Below are 21,330 nucleotides of genomic sequence, written 5' to 3' on the forward strand. Positions count from 1 at the left end.
ATGCTATGGAAGCTAGGATTTCGAGGCAGCCAAGTACCGGTCATACTGAGCCTGCCTGCCCGCAATGATTTGTTCAATATTCATATTTTTTAAGTTTGCAATATAAGCATCGAATTGATCAAGACTTTCTTTTCCTGTAATGAATTTCAAATTCATTTCATCTACATACGTTTGGATGTCCGGCATCGACATATTCTCAACGCTTGCTTCCTCTGGCAGCGCATATACGTTAGGGAATGGTGGACGGATATATTGCTCAAGCTCCTTGTCACGCTCCTTATGCCACGGCGCTACAATGGAATCCGCAGAATCCGTCGATTGTGCGCTAGGCAGGTTGACCGGGCCAATGCCGTATTTTTGAATGAAGTCATTGTCCTTGCCCTTCTCGGTGAACTGCTTCTTGCCGTCCTTCTCTTCGTATGTTACGCCTTCAATACCCCAAGTGTAGTAGGTTTGCGCTTCTTCGCCAATAGCATAGTCCAGAAATTTGAAGGCCAGCTCAGGGTTTTTCGCATTTTTGGAAATGCCGAAAATCCCGCTTACTGGCGTACGGCCTACATAAAACTGGTCACCATGCGGCCCTTTCAGCGGCAAAATGCCTTGAATGAGCGGCTCCTCCGGATTGTAGTCCGCGAACAGCGGGCTGTAAACCATGGATGTATACCAGCTGAAGTTGAACGTCGCTCCGGTTATATTTTGCGAAAATCTCGATGTCACTTGATCCGCTGTCGTACTGGCAAAATCAACGCCCAGCAAACCGTCGTTATACAAGCCGTTCAGGTAAGTCAAATACTCCTTGTATACCGGCTCGTAGTAGCCATAATGCACTTTACCGCTGTCATCAGCGTAAAAATTACTCGACAAATCCATGCCAAACACCGGTCCAAAGGCCATCGGTATAAATTTCGGGTCCATCGACATTGGAATTTCATCCTGCTTGCCATTGCCATTCGGATCATCCGTTTTGAATTTTCTCAGCATTTCCGTAAATTCGTCGAGTGTGGTCGGCTCTTGAAGGCCTAGCTTGTTCAGCCATCTTTCATTTACCATAAACTCTGGCATGTAATTTTTCGTCAGCGTCTGCTGCGGGATATAATACATTTTACCATCTGGCGTTGTCAGGCTGGCCTTAATATCTGGCGATTTTTCATAAAGTTCCTTCAAATTGACGCCATATTTCTCGTACAGCTCATTAAGCGGCAGAAACATTCCGCTACTTAAATATTTCATCGTCTGGTCCTTGTCGGGCAAATACACAATGTCAGGCAAATCCGTTCCAGCTGCAAGCCTCGGCCCTACAGCATCCGGATAGTTTTGCGGAGGCAGCAGCTCCCAGTTTACTTTCACATTGGCATTTTTCTCAATCTGCTTGACGATTTCTGCCGTTGCCAGGTCCACATTCGTCGTCCACGCATTCGTTCCTAGTAAGGACAGCTCCTGATTAGCTTGGTCGGTTATCGGTCCTGACCCGTTGTAGGCCGGTCCCGACTCCACTGCTGTGCTTGCCGCTGGTGCAGCATTCCCATCTGTTGCTGCCGGTGCTCCACTGTTGCTGCATCCCGCCAAGGCTGTTGCCAAAATCATGACCGACAATACTCTTTTTGTCCCTTTTAACTGTTGTGCCATTTAACGTTCCCTCCCATTAGTAAAAGCCGAGTTTACATGCGGTCGTTAGCCTTTCACTGCGCCTAGCGTAATGCCTTTAACGAAATAACGCTGGATAAAAGGGTAAATCATAATAATAGGCAAGATGCTTACGACGATAGATACATACCTGACCTGCAGAGAGGATACCGCAAGCGAGGCCGTCGACGTCGCACCTCCCATACGCTGCATAATTTCCGGAGATGCCATAATGAGCACCCTTCGCAGAAAAATTTGCAGCGGCTGCAGCTCCTGATTGCCTAAATAAAGCAGCGCGGAGAAAAAATTGTTCCAGTGAAACACCGCGTAATACAAGGTCAGCACTGCAAGCGTTGGCTTGACGATTGGTACGGCGAGCCGGAACAGCATTGTAATATCATTCGCTCCATCGATGGAGGCGCTCTCGAAAATTTCCTTCGGAATGCCCTCAAAGGCCGAGCGGCAAATCATGACGTTGAACGTAATGACGAGCACTGGAACGACCATAACCCATCTCGTATTGTAAAGGCCAAGTGTCGTCAGCAGCATGTAGAGCGGAATTAATCCGCCGGAAAAATACATTGTAAAGGCAATGAAGAAATTCAGCTTGCGTCTTAGGAAAAATTGCGCTCTGGACAAAGGGAAAGCGGCCAGGCAGGTGGCGACAATGTTCAGCGTCGTTCCGACAACGGTGTACCATACCGTATTGTAAAAGGAAACCCACAACTCCTTGTACTGAAGCACCATTTTATACCCCGAAATCGTGAAATCGACTGGATATAAAAACACCTGCTGCTTGTCAATCGCGCTGACGGAGCTGAATGATACGCTGACGACATAGAGGAAAGGATATAAGGTTACGAGAATGGCCACACAAGTTATGAAATACACGAGGCCATAATAAATCAGATCTGTGCTAGATTTTTTCATACCAGACTCCTTTTCCAGCGGCTTGTAAGGTGTGCGCTTTTACCATAGCGACATGTTCGTTGCCCGACGGGTCAATTGATTCGCCGCAAATACGAGAATAAAAGTAATGATGGAATTGAATACGCCAATGGCTGTTGCGAAGCTGTAGTTTTGCCCGATGATCCCCATTCGGTATACATAGGTCGAAAGCACATCTCCTGTTTCATACGTTGCTGCGTTATAGAGCAAATATACTTTCTCGAAGCCTACGCTCATAATGCCGCCAAGCGACAGCAGCAGCAAAATAATAATCGTAGGTTTAATGCTTGGAAGCGTTAAATGCCATAATTCCTGAAATTTGTTGACCCCATCGATTTTTCCCGAATCATACATTTCCGGATCAATACTCATAATAGCTGCAATGTAGATGATGGAGCTAAAGCCGAAGCTTTGCCAAATGTCCGAGCTGGTGAAAATCGTTCGGAACCATCCCGGCTCCATCATGAAATTAATTGGGTCAAGTCCCAATTTCCCCAGCAAAATATTGACGATGCCATCCGTCGGCGACAGGAAGTTGATCAGCATGCCGGCAATGACAACGGTTGAAATAAAATGCGGCAAATACGTAATCGTTTGGGCGAAGCGCTTGAATGCCCTGTTTTTAATTTCGACTATGCAAATCGCGAATAATATCGGAATCGGAAAGCCGAACAGCAGCGGTAGAAAAGCAAGCAAAAAGGTGTTGCGGAGCAGCCTCCAAAAATAAATCGAGTCATAAAATTGGATGAACCATTTTAACCCCACCCAATCCCCGCTGAAGATGCCCTTTCCCGGCGTAAAGTTTTTGAAAGCCATAATGACGCCCGGCATTGGAAAGTACATAATGACTAAATAATAAATAAAAATAGGGGAAAACATGAGCAGTAAATATTTGTCCCGTTTGATTAGCCTAATCAGAGTCGCAGTGCGGCTATTCAATAAAATCCACTCCCCTCAGGTTTAAATTTACAACGTTTGAAAAATTGAATATGACGCTGACTCCAATCGACCACTAACAGGCAAATTATCTACTCATCATTCCCCCTAACCAAAATTTACAACGTTGTAATTTTAGAATAAATGTATGCGTTTTCATTACGTTTTTATCATTCTAGCAGTTTATTTTCGTTTTGGCAATGAAAACGATTTAGAATTTTTTAAAGTCCCGCCAGCACTGGGTTTCAGCTTTCGTTTGATTCGTCAGATTAATGGGGCCCCGCATTCGCTTGCACGATATTCGGAACATTCTGAACAGCATCCAGCGAATAGCTGTATGGGAACGGCAGCGATGTTGGGAATGCAGCTCCAGCAGCCGATGCTCCAGTTGTCTGGTTGTAAAAATTGTTGCGCTCATAAAACGTATAGGCATGTGATGAGCTGTCTAGTCCTACCTGGTTGCTTTGATTCGTTTTGTAGAAATAATTGCGTTCGGAAAAAATGACGCTGCCGCTGCCAATCTGGTTCGCATTGTATTGCTGCTGGTTAAATCCGGCTGAATTGTTGCCGCTCGGCGTTGTGCTGTTATCAAAATAATTGTTGTACAGATGAACAAAGCCTCTCATCAGCGGACGGCCTTTCATATTCGGGCCGAACCAGTTGTGATGCATCGTGACATGCAGCTTGCCGCCGCCGTAGGTGTATGAATCGCTGGCATTCGAGCCAATAATGAGCGCAAGACGCTCAGAGGCGAGATCCTGATTAACGCCTACCCAATTCCAAAGCGGATTCGGATTCATATTTACCCAGCTGTCTGTGAAGTAGAAATGATTATAGGAGAGGGTTACATTATCCGACTTTTGCGAAACGAGCAGCAAATCGTCACTGATGTTGTAGAAGGTGCAATGGTCAACGAGTGCGTTCGTCACCCGGCGGAAGGATACGCCCAAATAGTTGGTGCCGCTGCCGCCTGGCTGTGTCGCTGCGCCCGAAAGATTTTGCAAATCCTGAATTTTTCCGTAAAAGGTAATGTTCTTAATGACGATATTTTCAATATTCGTTCCTGCCGCAAGCAGCTCGCCGCTGAACTTGAGCTGAATATTTTGCAGAACCGCTTGTCCACCCGCCGCTCCTTCAATCGTAACATTGTTCCAGCTGGTGCTTGCAAATGTCAGCGTCGTTAATTGCGAACCGCCGTAAATGTTTCCTCTAACAATAATGTGGTGCTTTCCACTGTTAAAGGCCGCTTGCAGCTCAGCCAGGTTGGTCACGGTGACCGCTGCAGCCGTAGAGCCGTTTGTCGTGCTATATCCGCCTGTTGAAGCCGCTGAAGCTTTAGATACACCAAAATCTGATACGGGCGCTGAAACTAAACAAGCACTGACCATTAACGTACTCAGTAAAACCATCGACCATTTTTTCAAAAGCATTGCCTTACCTCCTCTTGGGTTTTGGTGAAGTGGTGCTGCTGAACAATCGAATCCTCCTTTCTATCCTGAAAGCCAGCAATCTAATAGTAAGCGCTTACAAGATGGAATTGATTATACATCTTTTTGTAAATTTTGGATAGTATTTTCTTTTTTTGCAAGCTGTGAGGAACAGCTTCATAACAGGGGCCATACAAAAAGCAGCCTATGCAGCAACATTTCGAGTTACCGGTGACCAAGGGAGTGCTGCGGATAGCGGTTATCGAAGAAAAAGCCAAGCAGCGCGCCGGGGTCCTTTTGAGGCAACCCACTCTTGCTGCAAAAAAAGGGAGCGGGCCCACGGCCTGCTCCCCTCCCTCACCATTCCTTATTTTCCCTTTGCCAATTTTCCTGCCTGCATCCGTTCCCGCTCGATCAGTTCTTTCATCGAGGAATTACCCATCAGCAGTACACAAGCAAGCGCCAGCACAGCCGGCACAATCGACCACATAAACGTTGTGGAAATCGAATGCGACAGCGCGCCAACGATTTTATCCATTATTTCCGCGGGAATCGACTCCCTTTTTTCAGGGGTTAAAATTTGCCGGACATTTTCAGTAGGAAGCGCCGCTCCGCCACTGCCGCCTGAAAAAGCGTCGGTCATGCCATTCGTGAAGCTGTTGCGCTGAATAATCCCAAACACGGTAATGCCCACTGTCATCCCGAACGAACGTATAAACGACATCGTGGCATTCGCTGAACCACGCTGCCTCATATCGAAGCTGTGGATGGTGGACATTCCAAGCACCGAGAATGAGAAGCCAATCCCAAAGCCGGTAATGAACATATAGAAGGCAAGCGTCCATTTAGTCGTTTCCGGACTGATCGTTGAGAGCAATACAATGCCTGCAATAAAAATAATGGCGGACAGCACCATAACGTTGCGATATGGCATTTTATTAGCGAGAACACCGCCCATTTGCGCTGCAAATACCGAGCCTAACGTCATCGGCAGCAGCATCAGGCCAGAGCTAGTAGCCGTACCTCCGTACACCCCCTGCACAAAAATCGGAATGTACAAAGCTGCTGTAATAAAGGCTGCGCCATAAAATAGGGCAGCTCCCGTGCTTGCGCCATATAGGCGCACACGGAACATCTTGAACGAAATAATCGGCTCAGCCGCCTTGCGTTCAACAAAAATAAAAATAATAAACAAAATAGCGAAAGTCGCGAACAGCCCTAAAATTTGGGCCGAATCCCAAGCGTATTCATTGCCGCCAAGCTCAAGAGCGAACATTAAGCTGACAATCGAGCCCACAAGTGTTGCGGCTCCCCACCAGTCAATTTTTTGCTTGGAGTGCTCCATCGATTCCTTGTAAAACAATAAAATAAACAGCAAAGCTACAATTCCAAACGGAATATTAATATAAAAAATCCAGCGCCAGTTGATGTAGTCGGTAAAATAGGCGCCAACCAGCGGACCGAATAAGCTTGAGGTGCCGAATACGGCTCCAAACAAGCCGCCCATTTTGCCCCGTTTTTCAGCTGGAAACACGTCAAATACAATCGTGAAGGCAATCGGCAGCATGGCGCCGCCACCGATACCTTGAATAGCCCGGTAAATGCTGAGCTGTGTGATGGACTCTGCGGTTCCGCAAAGTACCGATCCGAGTAAAAATAAGAAAATGCCTAATATAAAAAACCGTTTCCTGCCGTACATGTCGGACAGCTTGCCGAAAATCGGCATTCCCGCCATCTCCGTTACCAAATATGCGGAGGTAACCCATACAAATTTGTCCATACCGCCTAGATCGCTCACAATCGTTGCCATAGCCGTTGAAACAATCGTATTATCGATCGATGCAACGAAGATGGCCAGCAATAACCCTGCTACGACGAAGCCAAGTCTACTTTGACTCGCAGACATGAAAAATTCCCCCTTGAAGTGATGTGTTGTATTTGAAAAGCTCTAGTTGTAGCGTATTGCCTTGCGCCGCTTAGCTTTGTTATTATAAACAATCTCCTCCTAGCGTCCTATTAGACGAGAGAACGAATAAACGCTCGGTCCTGGGACCGAACGCTATTCCTTATAAGCTATATTTATCAAGCTGATCCAGAAAGCCGCGCGACTTCAGTGGAATGCCAATATGCAGATCCATCAGCATACGCATTACCTTCTTAAGCTCTTGCTTCGTTTCTGGCTTGACTTGTATAGAACCAAGCCTGCGCAAATCCATTCGGACAAATAACCGCAGCAGCTTATACGCTGCTTCAGACAATACGATGCCTTGGGGGTCTTTGTGACCGCAGCGACGGCATAATACACCACCTGCGGCCGCACTAATGCGGAAGGGAGTATCCTCTCCGCCGCATTCTACACAATGATCCAGTACAGGCGCATAGCCCGACATATCCAGTACTCTCATCTCGTAAAGATGAGACACAATTTGCGGGTCCTTCCCTTCTACCAAGCCGCTTAAATAAGCTTTCAGCTGCTCGAATAGAAAAGAGCTGGTATCCTCCTCCTGCATGGCCCTATCCGTTAATTCTGCCGCATAGGAAGCATAAGCAGTCAGCTCCAGCTGTTCGCGAAGCAGATGGTTGGATGCTAAAATCTCGCCATGATTCAGCGTACCAAGTCCGCTTGTGCGAAAAAAAGTGAATTCCGCATATGTAAAGGGCTGCGCGAGAGAAGCATGCCTGCTCCGAGCCTTCTTCGCGCCGCGTATCAATATCCCTACCTTGCCATTCGTATTCGTCAGCACATTAATTATTTTATTATTTTCCCCGTAATCCATGCTTCGAATAACGATGCCTTCCACACGATACAGCATAATGAAACTCCCCCATGACCTGCTTAAGACAGTCAGACTGCGCGCCCACTGTACTAAGGAGAAGCTTCTTCTAGCTCGGATGCCCACTGCTGGTCATCACCGAGCAAAGCATTAGGATGATCCGCTTCTCCAAGCTGATCCATTTCCTTGTAGAGCATATAAGACTCCACATCACCGGTCAATGTAAAATACTTCCACGAAAAATTCCGCAATCGTATCAACCCTTTCCGCCTCGGAAATGCTGCTCCAGACGGTATTAGATTGCGTTGATCGAATGAATGTTATCCTTAGCAATTTTCGTCAAATTAGAAGCGGCCCATTAGTCGTTTCTAAAGCCTAAATCTTTAAGCACTCTCTCCTGGTTGCGCCAATCCTTCTTGACCTTAACCCACAGCTCAAGGAACGTACGGGAGCCAAGAAGCGCTTCAATATCGCGGCGCGCAAGCTTGCCAACTTCCTTGAGCAAGGCACCCTTCTTGCCGATAATAATGCCCTTCTGGGAGTCACGCTCGACATAGATGACACAGCCAATGTAGACAACGCCATTTTCCTGCACCTTCATGTCCTCAATCGCAACCGCAATGGAATGTGGAATCTCCTCACGCGTCATATGCAAAATTTTCTCGCGCACCAGCTCCGTTACAACGAACTGCTCCGGATGATCCGTAATTTGATCGGCAGGGTAATATTGCGGCCCTTCAGGCAAATAACGGATCAGCTGATCCATTAGCGTCTCCACATTATTGCCCTGCAGCGCAGAAATCGGAATGATTTCCGCAAAATCATATAAGTCTTTATATTTCGTAATAATCGGCAGCAGCTGCTCTGGATCGATTTTGTCGATTTTGTTCAGCACGAGAAAAATCGGCGTCTTAACCTTTTTCAACTGCTCGATAATAAAACGGTCGCCGCCGCCAATGCCATCGGCTGCATCAACAAGGAACAGGGCAGCTTCAACTTCCTGAAGCGCGCTTTGCGCGGTTTTCATCATGTAATCGCCAAGCTTGGACTGCGGCTTGTGAATGCCTGGCGTGTCTAGAAATACGATTTGCGTATTGTCTTTCGTGTATACGCCATGGATTTTGTTGCGTGTCGTTTGGGGCTTGTCCGACATAATGGCAATTTTTTGCCCGATCAGATGATTCATCAGCGTAGACTTGCCCACATTAGGTCGGCCGATGATGGCTACAAAGCCGGAACGAAATTTGCCGTTTGTACGGTTGTCAGTTGTAGGTGTACTCATTAGGCTTCAGCTTGCCCCTTTTTCAATACCATTGGTGTAAATGCTCCAGGCAGCAAGTCCGAGACGGTCGAAATCGACCAGTTGCCCCGCAGATTGCCCATAATGACTGGCGTATCCGGGTAAAGCAGCTCAACGAGCACCTGGCGGCAAATTCCGCATGGCGTAATAGGTTCTTCCGTATTTCCAATAACCGCAATTGCCTGAAATTGACCTGGCTGCTTGCCGTCGGCGATGGCCCGAAACATAGCTGTGCGCTCCGCGCAGTTGCCAGGACCATAAGCGGCATTTTCAACATTGCAGCCAAAGTGGACATGCCCGTCGTTATCCAGTAGGGCTGCGCCAACATTAAACTTGGAATACGGGGTGTATGCCCGCGTCATCGCCTCACCTGCCTGATTAAGCAGCGCAGCATAATTCTCCTGTAAACCTTCATAAGTAACTGTCATTTATTATTAGCTCCCTTAAAATTACTGGCTTCCCGCCGTTATTACCTGCCATAATGGCGGGCCAAGAATAATAAAACCAATGAAGACGGCAAAGCATGCTGCCAGCAGTACAGCACCAGCAGCAACATCTTTTGCCGTCTTAGCGAGCGCATGGCGCTCCGGGCTTGCAAGATCTACAACCTTTTCTACCGCAGTATTAATCATTTCTGCTACGATAACGAGTGCGATCGTGAGCAGCAGCAGTGCCCATTCCATACCTGAAAGCGATAGAAAAGCACCGAGCAGAATGACGGCAGCAGCGACCAGCACATGAATGCGCATATGGCGCTCATTTTGCACGCCAAATGCTATGCCCGCCCACGCAAATCCTAAACTGCGTATGAATTTTTTCATTAACGCGACAAGCCAGCCTTCGAAAGCACAGCTTCCTGCTTGCTCGTCATCACTGCCTCATCACTTTCCGTCTCGTGATCATAACCGATTAAATGCAGAAAGCCATGAACGAACAGGAAGCCGATTTCCCGCTCCAGCGAGTGGCCATACTCCTCGCTTTGCTCAACCGCTTTCTCAACGGAAATGACGATATCGCCCAGCATACCCGATATAGGATCAAGCTCATCTTCGCTTTCCACTTCAAAAATGATGTCCAGCTCATCCGTGCCGTCATCCTGCATTGCAAATGACAGAACATCCGTAGGACGATCTATATTGCGGTAGTCGCGATTCAACTGATGAATTTGCTCATTATCGGTGAAAGTCAGCGTCACTTCGCCCGTTGTCATCCCTTCCGCTTCGCCAGCCAGCCTAAGCAGCTGCTCCAAGCGGGCGATCCAAGCCTCGGGAATGTCTACCTTATTCTGCTCATTGCTATAATCCAGCTGCAAACTCATGCTAAACGCTCCTTTGACTTAACATCCTCAGGGTACTCAATGCGGGAATGAAAAATCCCGATGACGCTTTCCTTGAGCGACTGTGCGATCTTATCCAGCTCCTTGAGCGTCAAATCGCATTCGTTGTATTGGTTGTCATCCAGCCTGCTTTTGATGATTTTGTTGATCATCGCTTCTACCTGCTCAACCGTAGGGCTGCGCAGGCTGCGGACAGCCGCTTCCACGCAATCGGCGATGCCGACAACGGCGGCTTCCTTCGACTGCGCTTTCGGGCCAGGATAACGGAAGTCATCCTCCGTAAATGAAGGCTCCTCCCCCTGCTCCTCAGCCTGCTTAAGCGCTTTGTAATAAAAGAATTTCAGCGACGTCGTGCCATGATGCTGCTCGGCAATATCACGAATAGGCTTCGGTATATTATGCGCCTTGAGCATATCGACGCCGTCCCGCGCATGGGCGCAAATGATCGACCGGCTAAGCTTTGGATCAATCGAATCATGCGGATTTTCCATATTCGTCTGATTTTCAATAAAATAATTCGGCCGCTTCGTCTTCCCTATGTCATGGTAGAACGAGCCTACACGGCAGAGCAGCCCGTCCGCCCCGATGGACTCAGCCGCAGCCTCCGACAAATTGCCGACCATGACGCTGTGATGATACGTTCCCGGTGTCTCCGTGAGCAGCTTGCGCAGCAGCGGATGGTTCGGGTTAGACAGCTCGACTAGCTTGAGCGCCGACAAAATGCCAAATGTCACTTCAAAAAACGGCATAAGGCCAATAACAAGCACAGCTGTAAGCAAGCCGCTCGCAAAGGCAAAGCAAAGCGAATACACAAGCGGCCCTTGATCCAGCCGCTCCGTCAGCAGCATAAGCGTAAGAACGGAAAACGTACCGAATAGGCTGACCATAATGCCCGCCTTTAAAATCGTCGACCGCTGGCTCGCTCGATGAATCGAGAAGATAGCCGCGACTGATACAACGATAATAACAAAGCCGTATTGGAAATCGAAAATTTGATTTTGCCCCGTGCCCGAATTCAGCACAATGCTGCCGATAATCGCAAACAGAATCGAGCTAATCAACGCCAAATGCATATCCAGCAGCAGCGTAATCAGCATCGTCCCCAGCGCCGCAGGAGCGAGGAAGCCGACATACGGGATCTCATCCGTCTGGATCAATGAAATAATGATCATCACAACGATGTTGATCAAATAAATGAGCCACAGCATTAAAATTTGCGCATTATTATATTTCGGCTTCAAGCCGGAAATGCCGCCCGACTGATGCAAATAGCTGTACATTGCCGCGATGAACAAAATGGACAAAATAAGCAAGCCAAGCTGCGGCCAATAATTGCGTTTATCCTGCAGCAGCGCCGAATCCTTCAGCAGCTCATACATTTCCGGCGTAATGACTTGACCGCGCTTGACGAGAACATCGCCTTCCTTGATGACCACCTGAGGCGTGTTCTTCTTCGCCTGGATTTTCGCTTCATCCGTTGCTTCCTTATCCAAAAAGCGGTTCGGCATAATCGAGAAGCGCGCCAGCTCCTGCACGATTTCACGGCTAGTCCGGTCGGAGAGGGAGCTTGCGTTCACCAGCTCCGCCACACGGGTACGCGCAGCATCGGCGCTGCGGAGCTGCTCGCTCATTAGCTTGCGCACGATCTCCTGCGCAACCTGGCGCATTTCCGTGATTGACTCTACCGACATCCGCGGCATTTTATAAAACGTTTCCTCTGGAATCGCATATTCCTGCTCTTTGATAACGACCGCCATCTCATCGAGCAGCGTATCGCTATAAGTGCCATTGCCTTTGTTCACCTTGACGTAATTATCGACAAAATCGGGATACCGGCCAGGGATTTCATTGCGGTATATATCGATTTTATTTTGCGTCGTTACCTGATCGTCCTGGTTCAACTGCTCCATACGCGAAAATATCTCGCCCAGCAGCAGCTCGCTGCGCAGCGCAACGTTCGAATAGATCGCATCTACGCGATTAGCCGCTTCCTCCTGCGCCTGCAGCGTCGCCTTGCTGTCCGGTATTTGATGGGGAGCGACGATATCCTTCTCGCTGGCAACGCCCTCTTGAATATCATAGGTTTCCGGAACGAGATGCGGAGCAAGACTGAAATAAAACAGAAACACAAATAATAGCATGAGCACGAAGCGGACAGCTACGCTCTGTTTCCACCCCGCAGCCTTGGTGCTCTGCAGGTTCCCCTGTTTACCGGAATGATTCTGGTTCTGGTTCATGGAGCGGACATTCCTCTCTATGCTTTGTTCTCAGCGTCCTGATTGTAGGCGACAATGATTTTCTGCACTAAGGAGTGACGGACAACATCCTGCTCGGAAAAAAAGATAAAGCCAAGTTCGTCTATATTTTGCAAAATCCGCTGTGCCTCTATTAAACCTGAGTTTTTCCCTCTTGGCAAATCAATCTGTGTCACGTCGCCGGTAATAACCATCTTGGAGCCAAAGCCTAGCCGTGTCAAAAACATCTTCATTTGCTCCGGCGTCGTGTTCTGGGCTTCATCCAAAATAATAAAGGAATCATCAAGGGTCCGTCCACGCATGTACGCAAGCGGGGCAACCTCAATGGTGCCGCGTTCAAAAGCCTTTACCGTCTGCTCAGGTCCCAGCACATCATGCAGGGCATCATAAAGCGGACGCAAGTAAGGATCGACCTTCTCCTGTAAATCGCCGGGCAGAAAGCCGAGATTTTCGCCTGCCTCGACAGCTGGCCTTGTCAGTATGATTCGCTTCACCAAGCCCTGCTTTAAGGCGGCTACAGCGAGCACGACAGCCAAGTAGGTTTTTCCTGTGCCGGCTGGGCCAATACCGAATACGACATCATGCTTGTGAATGGTCTTTACATAATGGCGCTGGCCGATTGTCTTCACCCGGATGGGCTTGCCACGAAACGTAGTTGTAATTTCAGCCTTGAATAAATCAAGAAGCTCTTCTGCCTGCATCGTACGGGCCAAATCAAGCGCATACATCATGTCCCGCTCTGAAGGCATGTAGCCGCCTCTTACAAGCTGCAGCATGACGCTGAACAGCTGCTCAAGCGAGCGTACCTCCTGCACAGCACCAGAAATGACGATTTCTGCTTCACGAGATGTGATTGAGGACTCGCACTGCGCCTCTACCAGTCTTAGGAACTTGTCCTGTGGACCAAATACCGCTAATCCTTCTCCCGCGTTTTCCAGCGGAATTCTGACGACTATTGTTTCATTTTGCAAACAACCTCAATCTCCTTGCATCTGGACTAGGGGCATCTCTTTCACAATCGATTGCTCTACTTCAAAAAGAACTTTCATATAAACTTTACCATTCTCCGTCTTTTCATGCAAAACAATTTCATCCCGGATGACCGCATCGCTGCCCGCTTTCGTCATAACATTCGCTTTCGCCTGCAAAATTCCACCCGCGCGCGCTTCATCCGCTGATAGTTTCAGCTCTTCCGTATGTACTTCCATTACCGTCTGCTTCATCCGACCGAAGGGCAGGCTTATGCTTTTAAAGTTCGCCTTATCCTCCTCCACGATCGTCTCCGACTGCTCGTACGGATTTTTGCCGTAGCCGCTCACCTGCAGCGCTCTGCCGCCAATGACGACGTACCACTTCTGCCTTTTTTCCCCCGTATATACTTTAACCTGCTGCGACATCGGTGAAGCAATATTAAACTCATACCAGACTAGCCCACGTACCGAGCCCTTTGCCACAACCGTTTGCGTATAAGCGCCGCCGCCCATCGTGCCCGAAATCAACGTTTGCCCTTTTTTGACCTTCGCATTTTTCTTTACGACAGCACGACCGCGTTCCGTATAAATTTCCGTAATGACTGCATCGGCTGACGCAATGAGGTGGCGGGGATTTTCCAATTCCCGATGATCCGGTTCTGTCGTTTCCGCCACTTGAATGATGATTCTCGTTCCTTTCTTCTCCACCCCAATCCACGTTGCTTTCGGCAGCTTGTTGACGAGCCTCTTGGATATAATATCCGTATCCTCCAAACGGAACGACCATTGGAGCGGAAAAATCCCCTCCTGCCTTGCCGCCTCTATAATTTCCTCTTCCGTTAATTTCAAGTTGCCCTTAACCTCAACCGACCATATAAGCGAGGAAAGCAAGTAGATGCCAATGAAAAATAACGCAATGCCTGCGATGAAAAATTTCCGTTTTTCCAGCCTTACCAACCAAAACGGCATCCCTTGCCGCTTTACGACATGCACCCTACAGCCTGTCTCCTTTAAAAAAGGCTTTAAGCGAAAATAATCGCTCACAGACACATCAAACTGCAGCTTGCCATCGCCCGTCCAACCGATGGACGCAAGCTGCAACCCCCCTTCCAATGCACGATTCACAAGCCGCTCAGGTTGTCCGCCCCTGATATTAACCGTAACGACGCCCAGTACCCAGTCCGACCATTTCAGCTTCAAGCCGCTCCCCTCCTACTCCCGCAAGGCTATGCCTGTAATTTGACCTTCAATAAAAACCTCTTCTGTCCAAATCGTTCGAATAACGAGCGAGTTTCCCGTCACCTCAAGCTCGCCCTTGCTGAGCGCAAGCCTAAGCTGCTCGCTGGAAAAATGTATGACACCGCGATGGTTCTCAATATATAACTGGCGATCGCCGATCATCGTCAGCCGGGGAAGATCATAGACGACATCCTGGGGCAAATCCAGAATATCCGCTGTCATTTTGCGAAGTTTGCGTTTTAAACGGTTCATAGGTAAAGGATCGTCCCCCTTATCACGCTCGCCAGACGTTAAATATGACACAAGGCCCATTATCGTACTATATCAAGCTATGCGCGGGGTGCTGGTTTTATGAAAAATAGCGCAGCCTTCAGTCATCCGTAATGGATTTCTGAAAGCTGCGCTATTTAAAAGTAAAGCTAATATTATCTGACCTTGCCATAAGGCCGCTTCGATTTCGGCGGGCCCAATATTTCTGACCAGATAACCGCCTTGCGAAGCTCATCAGCGCTCAAAGGTGCTAAACGCGTGTCAGGAACAACCTCAGCCTCGCTGCTAGCCCGATTGCTGCGCCTTGCGGCGGCTTCACGCTGCTGTGACGCTGTTACAGCTGCTTGCTGCTGCTGCGTGCGCTCAAGCGCTCTGGAGAGCTCTGACAGATGGTGCTGCTTCTCACGCTCAGCCTCCTCCTCCGCTTGGCGATAGGAAATTGACCGTTCCTCATAATCAGCGTCGTCGTCCCATTCCTGGTAGGCCTCTTCCTGATCATAACGGCCAGACTGCTGCTGCACAGCTGTTCCTTGCTGCGGATAGGCAGTATCAGAAGCGCTTTGACCGTTAAAGTCCGGCATTCGCGGATTGTTCCGTTTTTTTGCACTGACCCGATTGAAGATCGACAGGAGAAAGCCGCCGACAATAACGACGAAATAAATATTTTTTGTAATAAACTCAAATATATGTTCCACTGGTTCAGATTCACCTCCAGGGTAAGCAGCTACGCCCGTACTTTATTCTCCATTATTAATTGTCATTTTTTTCGGTTGGGGCGTCGCTCTTGCCAATGGAATTACGCATTTGTGTATCCGACTCCAGGTTTTTCAGGTTCAAATAATCCATGACGCCGATTTTTCCGTTTTTGAGCGCTTCAGCCATAGCAACTGGCACTTGCGATTCGGATTCCACAACTTTCGCCCGCATTTCAATAACTCGCGCCTTCATCTCCTGCTCCTGCGCTACTGCCATTGCACGGCGTTCCTCTGCTTTCGCTTGGGCAATCCGTTTGTCGGCCTCAGCTTGCTCCGTTTGGAGATGGGCACCGATGTTTTTGCCTACGTCTACATCCGCGATATCAATGGACAAGATTTCGAAAGCTGTACCAGCATCAAGCCCTTTCCCGAGAACTGTACGGGAAATCATGTCTGGATTTTCAAGAACGTCTTTATGGGAATTTGCCGAACCGACCGTCGTAACGATACCCTCGCCGACACGGGCGATAATGGTCTCTTCACCAGCACCACCGACAAGTCGCTCAATGTTGGCACGTACAGTAACACGCGCTTTAACTTTAACCTCAATACCGTCCTTCGCTACTGCTGCAACCGTTGGTGTCTCAATGACACGTGGATTAACGCTCATTTGCACCGCTTGAAGCACATCACGGCCAGCAAGATCAATGGCAGCCGCACGCTCGAACACGAGCGGGATATTGGCACGCTGTGCCGCAATCAATGCATTGACAACGCGGTCAACGTTACCGCCAGCGAGAAAATGGCTTTCCAGCTGATTAATATTCAGCCCAAGGCCGGCTTTCGTAGCTTTAATGAGCGGATTAACAATCCTGCTCGGGACAACTCGGCGTAAGCGCATGGCAACAAGTGTAATAATACCGATACGAACACCCGACGCAAGTGCGGAAATCCAGAGCATAATTGGAAAAAAGCTCAGGAAGACGGACAACGCAATAATAACAATAACCGCTATAATCAATATTGAAACAACCGGATCCAGACCCATTTATAAATACCTCCATTGCTTTAGTTAAGCGCTGAGTCGCGCTTATGTTATGCTTTCATTGTCTCTTTCACAACTACCCAAGTACCTTCCGCTTTGACGACGACAACGCTTGCTCCAGTTGAAATAAACTCGCCTGACGTTACGACATCAATCCGCTCTTCACCGATTTGTACTGTTCCAGCAGGTCTTAACGGAGTAAGGGTAACCCCCTCAAGTCCCAGCAGGCTGTCTTTCTCATCTGCGGATACATAACCTTCTTCCTTCGTCAGCTTATCGCGAAGAATGAATTTATTCCAAATGCCTCTATGTCTATATTTTCTGAAAATATAATACATCACAAGAACAGCCACAACGAGCGCTGTGACGAGTGAGATAAACGCCGTCATCGGATCGGATGCTGCGGTAACTACACCAGCAACGAGTGCTGCGCCGCCTAACAGTCCCAAAATGCCGAAGCTTGGAACGAATACCTCGATAATGAGCAAAGCTAAGCCTATAACGAAGAGAACAATCGATTCCATGCCTGCAAATCCGGCAACATAATGACCGAAGAAATACAAGCTGAAAGAAATGATTCCCAGAATGCCCGGCACACCAAAGCCTGGCATCAGAAGCTCAACTACGATGCCCGCAATACCAAGGATGAGCAGCACAGTCATCACATACGGATTAACGAGCCAGCGTGATACTTTCTCAGCCAGCGACGGCTCAAACGAAATGAGCTGCTTCTGATCAAGCTTCAGCCATGTAATAGCTTCCCCTACAGAAGCTGCGATATGCTCCGCGTAGCCGCTAGCCAGCGCCTCGTCGGCGGATAGGGATAATATTTCCCCTGCCGGCTTCTCTATGCCTGCTTTCGGCAAGCTAACCGCCACTGTCGTATCCACCATGGCAGCTGCAATATTCGCATCCCGGCCATTCAGCTTTGCAGCCTCCATCATCGTCTTCGTCCAATAGGAGACGATTTTCGGGTTATCAATCAATTGGCCTCCGCCATCAACGACAGCCGCTGCGCCAATTGTACTTCCCGGCTCCATTACAATATTTTGCGCATTGAGCGCAATGTAAGTACCTGCCGACACCGCTTTGCCTTCAATATAGGCAGTTGTAGGAATTGCGCTTTTGCGGATGACCTCCCCGATCTCCTCTGCGCTGGTTACTTCTCCGCCGAACGTGTTAATAACGAGAACGACACGTTCCGCCTTTGCTTCGGCCGCTTCTTTGTAAGCGCGCTCCAAAAATGATTTAAGCCCGCTCTCAATCGTCTGTTTGACTGGAACAATGTAGACCGCTCCACCAGCTTCATCCGCGGCAAGCTGCTGTGCCTTTACAGGCTGCATACCGACCAGCAGGCCACTGCCTAAGGCGACAACCAATGCTGAAAAAACAGCTAATTTCGACCAGAAAGCGGTTTGGCGCCATTTTTTTATATTCAACCTTCCACCCCTCCTTTATAGCCATTATATTCGTTATTACGAAGGATTACCCTGAAACGTTGCAAAATAAGCTTAAATAGCTTACACCAACTTACGCCAACTGACCTATTTGATAAGAAAACAGAGTCCTTTTTCATGCGCATCCACCTATGAATAACTGAATCAAGCGTAAACGGCTGTCGCCGTCCTCTGGCGCCAAGCTACCGTTTCAAGGGTGAAATATAAGAATTTATAAGTGTGAAACTTATAAATTCTTATATTTTAAAAAGCAAAAAACACCCCTCGGAAGGGATGTTTTCGTCCGAACATATCGTTATTGCAGAAATTGTTGTACGAGCTGATTTACTAGTTTACCGTCAGCGCGCCCTTTTGTTTTAGGCAACAAGGCGCCCATGACTTTCCCCATCTCGGCTTTGGAAGAAGCACCGAGTTCATGGATGGTCTGCGTTACTATCGCTTTTATCTCTTCTTCGGTCAGCTGCGTGGGAAGGTATTGACTAATAATTTCAATTTCTGCGTTAAGACCTGTTACCAGGTCCTCACGGCCGGCTTTGCTAAATTCTTGGAGGGAATCTTTACGTTGTTTGATCTCACGACTTAGGATATCAAGCATTTCACTGTCGTCCAGAGGACGCTTCAAATCAATTTCCAAGTTTTTAGCTGACGCACGCATCATACGAATGGTTGTAAGCCGGAACTTGTCCTGATTCCTCATGGCCTGCTTCATATCGTCGTTCAATCTTTCGCTCAGGTTCATTATACTAAGAGCCTCCTAAAACTTTCTCTTACGAGCAGCCTCGGACTTCTTCTTACGCTTTACACTCGGCTTTTCATAATGTTTGCGTTTCTTAACCTCAGCCAACACGCCATCTTTAGCGATAGAACGTTTAAAGCGGCGAAGTGCAGAGTCAATGGTTTCATTTTTCTTAACCTTAGTTTCAGACACAAGTTTTCCCTCCCTCCGAAACAGACCGTCCAGAGCATTAAACACGGTTTATCAAACTCCATTATAAGTCAAAACAAAATACAGTGTCAACTCACTAATTTCACTCGTAAACAATGCCAAATCCATTTTTCAAAATATCGTAGAACATCATATAAGTATCCCCATTCGTCAGCTCTTCTACATTGAGCATTTGACCAATGATTTCCTCACTAATCCAGCCACGGGAAATGAGATCCTTAAGCGCCGCTTCTCTCGTCGTATCGAGCCCAGCCGTCAGTGCCAGCATATAGGCCGACTGCTCCAATGTCAATGGTCCAGTCAATAAATCCTTCATATCCTTGACCGCACCGTCAGGAAAACCGGGGAACTGGTCAGGATGCGCTTTTTTGAGCGTTCTAAGCTTGTTCAAATAGCGCCCAATGCTCATCGAGCCATCAAGGTCCCATGCCTCATTCGAATAGCTTCCAGACGTCATATACATGCTGGCTGCTGCCACAAGGCCCTTATAGTCCTTGTGTTTCATGTAAGCAGGCTGTTCGAACTTTTCATAGGTCAAGTCCATGCCCTGCTTAACGAGCTTCTTGCGCAGCTTGCTGATGAGCTCCGTCGATTGGGACAGCTCTCTGACCGTGATTTCGTTGCTAATGGCAAGGCTCGCCGCCGCTCCTGCAGCTTCTGCCGTCGCCATGCCTAGCGGAATGACCCTTGCGCTGCCATGAGGAATGGTGTCAAAGCTGGCTGAGCGTCCGACTACGAGCAGCCCATCGACTTTAAGTGGAACCAAGCTGCGGAACGGAACGCCATATTGCATCGGGCTTAGCATAATTGTTCCCACATCGCTGTAGTTGATGCTTTGAATATCAACATCGTAGGAGCCATAAGCGATTGCATCCCATTTATCCCGATTTTCCAGCACATCGGCCAGCGTCAGCCTGTACTCGCCATAAATATGCCGTGATTCTCTTATATACAGCTCTGATGCAGTACCCGCGTAGTTCATATTGGCGAACTGTGGGTATGTCTTTTTTAAATAGTCAACGATGAGTGGCGACTCTTTTTTGCCGACTTCCATGCCGCGAGCCACGGATTCCGGATCTAGCGGGTCAACTCCATAAATCTGCATCGTGTTAAACAACATCGTTTCATTGTTTTCCCTGCCTATATTAAGACTGCGAATTTTCACCTTCTCGGGATCGCTTGGCGGATATTTTCTGGCATCGCCAAATCCCCAAATGCTCGTGCTGTCTAAGCCTAAGCCTTCCAGCCCTTTGAAATTCCGCCAAGCCTCGTTCGTCACATTGTCCATTCTAAACACGAGCGTTGCTGCCATCTTCGCCTTGCCTTCGCCAATATCCTGGCGCCCAATAGAGTAAGGAACGCCAGAGGCGGCAGCGATATCAGCATCCTGCGAAGCATCAATGACTACTTTTGCCGCAACCTTCTCGGCCCTGCCATCCGGTTTAGTAATCGACAGCCCAGTTAGCTGCATATTCTCGCCAGACTGCTGCAAAATCGGCTCCATCTTCTGCACATGCATGAGCAAATCAATGTTTTGCTCCTGTTTAATCATTTTGTAAAAGACGTTGGCCGCCGTATGTGTATCAACCGAGCTGCCTTCTACCTGATCAAACCATTCCTGAAATAACCCTTCATTCAAAAACTTCGATTTGTGCAAATAGCGATAATACCACGGCTGATTTGGGGAATAATTCAAATCGAGCGTATTCAGCCCGCCCAGCGTCATTAAACCGCCCAAAATATCGCGGTCTCTGCCTTCAAGCAGCAGCACGCTCAGCCCATTTCTGGCTCCAGACACAGCAGCCATTATTCCTTCCGGATCGGTACCGACGACAATTAAATCATAGCTCGACTTTACGGCCTCAACCGATTCGACCTTCGTAAAGGGCGCTTGAACACGGTCAATGGACAAACGATCGATAGAAGCTGCTTTAAATTTATATAAATAATAGCAACCGACCAGCATCAAAAAAGCGAGAGCAACGATCGTCAACATTTTATATTTCTTCTTCAACAACTAAAATAACCTCCGAATTATGAATGCCGCCAAGCAGCAAAGCTTTTATTACTAGATTAATAGACTTCATTGGCCGAAAAAGAGCAGGCTT

21 protein-coding genes are annotated in these 21,330 nt (G+C 48.2%); all 21 read right to left on the reverse strand.

The annotated features are described in order from the left end of the window. Nucleotides 1-12: 12 nt before the first annotated feature. A complete protein-coding gene (locus ACSR9A_RS13960) occupies nt 13-1,626 on the reverse strand; it encodes an extracellular solute-binding protein (RefSeq protein ID WP_473757765.1) in 1,614 nt (537 codons plus the stop codon). 45 nt (nt 1,627-1,671) lie between these two features. Beyond that, nucleotides 1,672-2,553 (reverse strand): carbohydrate ABC transporter permease, encoded by an 882-nt coding sequence (locus tag ACSR9A_RS13965; RefSeq protein WP_473757766.1) that lies wholly within the window; start codon nt 2,551-2,553, stop codon nt 1,672-1,674. A gap of 39 nt (nt 2,554-2,592) precedes the next feature. Next, entirely contained in the window at nt 2,593-3,450 is an 858-nt protein-coding gene (locus tag ACSR9A_RS13970) for an ABC transporter permease (protein WP_473758014.1), read from the reverse strand. A gap of 326 nt (nt 3,451-3,776) precedes the next feature. Then, the gene (locus tag ACSR9A_RS13975) at nt 3,777-4,937 is read right to left on the reverse strand and encodes a pectate lyase family protein (protein WP_473757767.1); all 1,161 of its coding nucleotides are present in this window, start codon (nt 4,935-4,937) and stop codon (nt 3,777-3,779) included. Between the two features lie 364 nt (nt 4,938-5,301). After that, nucleotides 5,302-6,840, reverse strand: a complete 1,539-nt coding sequence (locus tag ACSR9A_RS13980) for an MDR family MFS transporter (protein ID WP_473757768.1) — start codon at nt 6,838-6,840, stop codon at nt 5,302-5,304. A 160-nt stretch (nt 6,841-7,000) separates the two neighbouring features. After that, nucleotides 7,001-7,747 carry a DNA repair protein RecO gene (recO, locus tag ACSR9A_RS13985; protein ID WP_341278405.1) on the reverse strand — a complete coding sequence of 249 codons (747 nt, stop codon included), beginning with the start codon at nt 7,745-7,747 and terminating at the stop codon, nt 7,001-7,003. Nucleotides 7,748-7,800: 53 nt separating this feature from the next. Next, on the reverse strand, nt 7,801-7,959 hold the full coding sequence (locus ACSR9A_RS13990) for a YqzL family protein (RefSeq protein ID WP_338556873.1): 159 nt from the start codon (nt 7,957-7,959) through the stop codon (nt 7,801-7,803). A 107-nt stretch (nt 7,960-8,066) separates the two neighbouring features. Further along, nucleotides 8,067-8,990, reverse strand: coding sequence for a GTPase Era (era, locus tag ACSR9A_RS13995; protein ID WP_473757769.1), 924 nt, complete (start codon nt 8,988-8,990; stop codon nt 8,067-8,069). Next, nucleotides 8,990-9,436, reverse strand: coding sequence for a cytidine deaminase (gene cdd, locus ACSR9A_RS14000; RefSeq protein WP_341278407.1), 447 nt, complete (start codon nt 9,434-9,436; stop codon nt 8,990-8,992). The genes era and cdd overlap by 1 nt, the downstream gene beginning before the upstream one ends. 21 nt (nt 9,437-9,457) lie before the next feature. Continuing rightward, nucleotides 9,458-9,829: a diacylglycerol kinase family protein gene (locus ACSR9A_RS14005; protein ID WP_473757770.1), complete on the reverse strand. Its 372-nt coding sequence runs from the start codon at nt 9,827-9,829 to the stop codon at nt 9,458-9,460. After that, a complete protein-coding gene (gene ybeY / locus ACSR9A_RS14010) occupies nt 9,829-10,326 on the reverse strand; it encodes an rRNA maturation RNase YbeY (RefSeq protein ID WP_473757771.1) in 498 nt (165 codons plus the stop codon). Before ybeY ends, ACSR9A_RS14005 begins: the two co-directional genes overlap by 1 nt. Next, a complete protein-coding gene (locus ACSR9A_RS14015) occupies nt 10,323-12,581 on the reverse strand; it encodes an HD family phosphohydrolase (RefSeq protein ID WP_473757772.1) in 2,259 nt (752 codons plus the stop codon). Before ACSR9A_RS14015 ends, ybeY begins: the two co-directional genes overlap by 4 nt. Nucleotides 12,582-12,598: 17 nt before the next feature. Further along, nucleotides 12,599-13,570 (reverse strand): PhoH family protein, encoded by a 972-nt coding sequence (locus tag ACSR9A_RS14020; protein WP_338551966.1) that lies wholly within the window; start codon nt 13,568-13,570, stop codon nt 12,599-12,601. 6 nt (nt 13,571-13,576) lie between these two features. After that, a complete protein-coding gene (gene yqfD, locus ACSR9A_RS14025) occupies nt 13,577-14,770 on the reverse strand; it encodes a sporulation protein YqfD (protein ID WP_473757773.1) in 1,194 nt (397 codons plus the stop codon). 12 nt (nt 14,771-14,782) lie between these two features. After that, nucleotides 14,783-15,061 (reverse strand): sporulation protein YqfC, encoded by a 279-nt coding sequence (yqfC, locus tag ACSR9A_RS14030; RefSeq protein ID WP_341278412.1) that lies wholly within the window; start codon nt 15,059-15,061, stop codon nt 14,783-14,785. Between the two features lie 173 nt (nt 15,062-15,234). Beyond that, nucleotides 15,235-15,774, reverse strand: coding sequence for a hypothetical protein (locus tag ACSR9A_RS14035; RefSeq protein WP_473757774.1), 540 nt, complete (start codon nt 15,772-15,774; stop codon nt 15,235-15,237). 55 nt (nt 15,775-15,829) lie between these two features. After that, the gene (gene floA, locus ACSR9A_RS14040; RefSeq protein ID WP_056029336.1) at nt 15,830-16,822 is read right to left on the reverse strand and encodes a flotillin-like protein FloA; all 993 of its coding nucleotides are present in this window, start codon (nt 16,820-16,822) and stop codon (nt 15,830-15,832) included. Nucleotides 16,823-16,869: 47 nt separating this feature from the next. Beyond that, the gene (locus ACSR9A_RS14045; RefSeq protein ID WP_473757775.1) at nt 16,870-18,258 is read right to left on the reverse strand and encodes an NfeD family protein; all 1,389 of its coding nucleotides are present in this window, start codon (nt 18,256-18,258) and stop codon (nt 16,870-16,872) included. Nucleotides 18,259-18,571: 313 nt separating this feature from the next. Beyond that, complete coding sequence (locus ACSR9A_RS14050; RefSeq protein WP_046229920.1) at nt 18,572-19,015, reverse strand: GatB/YqeY domain-containing protein; 444 nt, start codon at nt 19,013-19,015, stop codon at nt 18,572-18,574. Between the two features lie 15 nt (nt 19,016-19,030). After that, a complete protein-coding gene (gene rpsU / locus ACSR9A_RS14055; protein ID WP_046230300.1) occupies nt 19,031-19,204 on the reverse strand; it encodes a 30S ribosomal protein S21 in 174 nt (57 codons plus the stop codon). Between the two features lie 100 nt (nt 19,205-19,304). Continuing rightward, nucleotides 19,305-21,239, reverse strand: a complete 1,935-nt coding sequence (locus ACSR9A_RS14060; protein ID WP_473757776.1) for an FAD-dependent oxidoreductase — start codon at nt 21,237-21,239, stop codon at nt 19,305-19,307. Between the last annotated feature and the right edge of the window lie 91 nt (nt 21,240-21,330).

The sequence above is a fragment of the Paenibacillus sp. R-74696 genome, from assembly GCF_055814915.1.